This window comes from Mycobacterium sp., assembly GCF_032161845.1.
In the GTDB taxonomy this organism is placed as follows: Bacteria; Actinomycetota; Actinomycetes; order Mycobacteriales; family Mycobacteriaceae; genus Mycobacterium.
In genome coordinates this window covers 1-3835 of sequence record NZ_JAVRQA010000408.1, presented here as the reverse complement: position 1 = coordinate 3835, position 3835 = coordinate 1, and the positions used below count along the sequence as shown (strand labels likewise).

4 protein-coding genes are annotated in these 3835 nt (G+C 64.5%); all 4 read left to right on the top strand.

The window, feature by feature from the left end; translation table 11 throughout:
- On the top strand, positions 1–600 hold a 600-nt coding region (locus QOD90_RS22160; RefSeq protein WP_526353093.1), incomplete at its 5' end, for an MMPL family transporter.
- Positions 528–1043: a hypothetical protein gene (locus QOD90_RS22155; protein WP_526353091.1), complete on the top strand. Its 516-nt coding sequence runs from the start codon at positions 528–530 to the stop codon at positions 1041–1043. The genes QOD90_RS22160 and QOD90_RS22155, both read left to right, overlap by 73 nt.
- A gap of 386 nt (positions 1044–1429) precedes the next feature.
- The gene (locus tag QOD90_RS22150; RefSeq protein ID WP_526353089.1) at positions 1430–2836 is read left to right on the top strand and encodes an ethanolamine ammonia-lyase subunit EutB; all 1407 of its coding nucleotides are present in this window, start codon (positions 1430–1432) and stop codon (positions 2834–2836) included.
- Positions 2833–3621 (top strand): ethanolamine ammonia-lyase subunit EutC, encoded by a 789-nt coding sequence (gene eutC / locus QOD90_RS22145; RefSeq protein ID WP_526353087.1) that lies wholly within the window; start codon positions 2833–2835, stop codon positions 3619–3621. The genes QOD90_RS22150 and eutC overlap by 4 nt, the downstream gene beginning before the upstream one ends.
- The last annotated feature ends 214 nt before the right edge of the window (positions 3622–3835 follow it).

Sequence of the window (3835 nt, the reverse complement as noted above, 5' to 3'; positions counted from 1 at the left end):
GGCGCGGGATCCAACAACAAGGACATCAAGCAGTACGCCGCATCCGATCTGCTCATCGTGGCCATCGCCGCCTTCATCCTGATCTTCTTGATCATGTTGTTCATCACGCGAAGCCTGTTGGCCGCCTTGGTCATTCCCGGCACGGTCGCCTTTTCGTTCGCCGGCGCGTTCGGCCTCTCCGTCCTGGTCTGGCAGCATCTGATCGGCCTGCACCTGCACTGGCTGGTGCTACCGATCACGTTCATCATCCTTGTGGCGGTCGGCTCGGACTACAACCTGCTGTTGATCGCCAGGGTGAAGGAAGAGCTGGGCGCCGGACTGCACACCGGGCTCATCCGCGCACTGGGAAGCACTGGCGGTGTGGTGACGTCGGCGGGTCTGGTGTTCGCGTTCACCATGCTGGCGATGCTCACCAGCGACCTCAGAACCATTGGTCAGGTGGGTTCGACCGTGTGCATCGGTCTGCTGCTGGACACCCTGATCGTGCGCTCGTTCATCGTGCCGTGTCTGCTGCGGCTGCTCGGGCCATGGTTCTGGTGGCCGACGCTGGTGCGCTCGCGACCGCGGCGTCAGGCGTCGGACTTTGGAGTGAAGCAGTGAATTCGGTTCCCTGGGCCCTGTTGTCGATCATCGCGGCGGTAGCGATCGCGGTGTTCGCCACGCTTGCCGCGGTGTTCGTCGCCCGGCTGGTACGCCGACCGACGATGCCGATGACCGAGGAAGTCGGCGGCATTCAGGAGATTCTGCGCAAGGTCCGCAAACGCGAGCCCTTGTCGGACGAGGAGCTGGCGGTTGCACGGCAAGCCACGTCCGACCGTGGGTCACTGCTGGCCCTCTGCATCCCCGCCACCATCTTCAGCATCGGCTGCTTCTACGTCTTCGGCAGCCTCGAACACCTGCACGGAGCCACCGCATCGGAGCGAACGTTCCTCGGCGTCATCCCCATCTTCACGTCGTCCAACCTGGCCATTCGGATGCTCAAGAGCGCCAGCTTGAAACGGCGTCTGCCCCGAGTCTCCGTGAAGAAGCCCCAACCGGATTAGCGTGGTCGGCATCGGGCTTGGAGTGCGGGCTACAGCAGGCAGCGAGCAGTTTCCGGGCGAGAAGTCGATGGCCGTCGTCGCGGACCGGCATGGCCACGCAAGGTGAGTCGGTTGAGGCGGCCTACTCGACCCTGGCGTAGCCGAGCCGATGAACGTCTCGGCCGATCGCACCGAAGAGGCGTCATCCTTCATCCAGACGGGTACCGCGGCCGCGCTGATCGCACTCTTCGCCGCGATGGGGCTCGACCCGGCTGGACACCCGGTGGTCTCCTGCAGGCAGAGTATCTGCGAAGGACGAAACCCGATGTTTACGAGAAGATCACCGAATCGGTCGGACTTGAGCACATCCTGTTTCAGGACAACGAGTTTCGATACAGGAAGCATTCATGGCACGATTCACCCAGAGCATCGGCGGCACCACCCATACGTTCTCGTCCCTTGTCGAATTGATGGCGAAGGCGACACCGAAGCGTTCCGGTGATGAACTCGCGGGGTGCGCGGCAGGCTCGGATGCCGAACGCGCAGCGGCGAAGTGGGCGCTCGCCGACGTTGCACTCGATGTCTTCCTCCAGGAACAGGTCGTCCCGTACGAGACCGACGAGGTCACCCGCCTCATCGTCGACTCGCACTCGGCAAGCGCCTACCGAACGGTGTCGCATCTGACCGTGGGAGGCCTGCGCGACTGGCTCCTCGAAACCGTGACGAAGCCCGACGCGGCTCGCGCCCTGGCCGCGTTGTCGCCAGGGCTCACACCCGAAATGGTCGCCGCCGTCAGCAAGTTGATGCGCAACCAGGACTTGATCTCGGTCGCACGCGCGGTTCGGGTCACCTCGGCGTTCCGCACGACGATCGGGCTACCGGGACGCCTTAGCACGCGGCTGCAGCCCAACCACCCTACCGACGACCCGAAGGGCGTCGCGGCGGCGACCCTGGATGGACTCATGCTGGGCTGCGGCGACGCGGTGATCGGCATCAATCCGGCGAGCGACTCACCTCGAGCCACCGCTGATCTGCTCTACCTCCTCGACGAGGTGCGCTCCCGCGTCGACATTCCCACGCAGTCCTGCGTGCTATCCCACGTCACCACCACGATGGAGCTGATCGAACGAAACGTGCCGGTTGACTTGGTCTTTCAGTCGATCGCAGGCACCGAGGCGGCCAACAAGGGTTTCGGTGTCGGTATCGAGCTGCTACGAGCGGCCAACGAGGCGGGGCGTTCGTTGCAGCGCGGAACCGTCGGTGACAACGTGATGTACCTGGAGACCGGTCAGGGCTCGGCGCTCAGTGCCGGCGCCCACCTCGGGACGGGCGGTGAAGCGGTCGATCAGCAGACCTTGGAGGCGCGTGCCTATGCCGTCGCCCGCGATCTGGAGCCGCTGCTGGTCAATACCGTCGTCGGCTTCATCGGACCCGAATACCTCTACGACGGTAAGCAAATCGTGCGAGCCGGCCTTGAGGACCACTTCTGCGGAAAGCTCTTGGGGCTGCCGATGGGGGTCGATGTCTGCTACACCAACCACGCCGAAGCCGACTCCGATGACATGGATGACCTATTGACCCTGCTGGGAGTGGCCGGGGCCGCATTCGTGATCGCCGTGCCGGGGGCGGACGACGTCATGCTCGGCTATCAGAGCCTGTCCTTTCACGACGTGCTGTACGCGCGTCAGGTGCTGGGCTTACGGCCAGCACCCGAGTTCGAACAGTGGCTATCCGGACTGGGGATGGTGGATGAGATGGGGATGGTGCTGCCCGTGGAACCGCACCTGTCCCCGCTGCGGGCGCTGGCGCCATGAGTGATGACGTCGACCGCCTCGGACATGTTGAACCGCAGGATTTTTGGCAGAGCCTACGGTCGAGTACTCAGGCACGGATCGGCCTCGGCAGGGCTGGTAGCGCGCTGCCCACTCACCGGCTGCTCGAGTTCACCGCCGCCCATGCCGCGGCGCGCGACGCCGTGCACACCCCCTTGGACGTCGAGACCTTCGCGTTGGGCGTCCAAAGCGTCGGCCTCGGCGCACCCAGCGTCGTCACCAGCCGGGCGGCCGACCGCGGTGAGTACCTGCGTCGACCGGATCTGGGTCGGCTACCGCAAGACCTGTCCTCGATCCGGAGGGGCACCGCTGACATCGGTTTCGTGTTGGCCGACGGGTTGTCCTCACGTGCCTTGAAGGACCACGGGGTGCCGCTCTTGCGCGCGCTGCGCGCAGCACTGTCGGCGTATGCCTTGGCCGCCCCCGTCATCGCCACGCAGGCCCGGGTGGCCCTTGGTGACCACATTGCCGTGGCGATGGGCGTCGGCACGGTCATCGTGCTGATCGGTGAGCGCCCTGGCCTGTCGGTGGCCGACAGCATTGGCATCTACCTGACGCACAGACCCCGGATCGGCTGCGCGGACTCGGAGCGCAACTGCGTCTCCAACGTCCATCCGCCGGAGGGCCTTGGCTACGACCAGGCGGCATACACCGTGGCGAATTTGGTCACCGGCGCCCGTGCGCTCGGCGCGTCTGGCGTGATGCTCAAGGACACCTCGCGCGACGACGCGGTGGTCGAGTCAGCCCGGTCGAAACGCCTTGCCTGATCGTTGATCCCGCCACTTTCGCACTCTTTTGACGCTGAATCGGCAGCAGTCGTCGGCCCGGCGATGCAGGGGCTTTCATGGCTCAGCCGCTAGGTGGCGGCGTCACCACGTTTTGCCAAATAGTCGCAACCGTTATTAAAGGCAATGGTACAAACTCGGTTTAAAATGTTTGCTGAATTTGCAGTTTCGTGCACGTTACCCTTTTCGGCAAGTG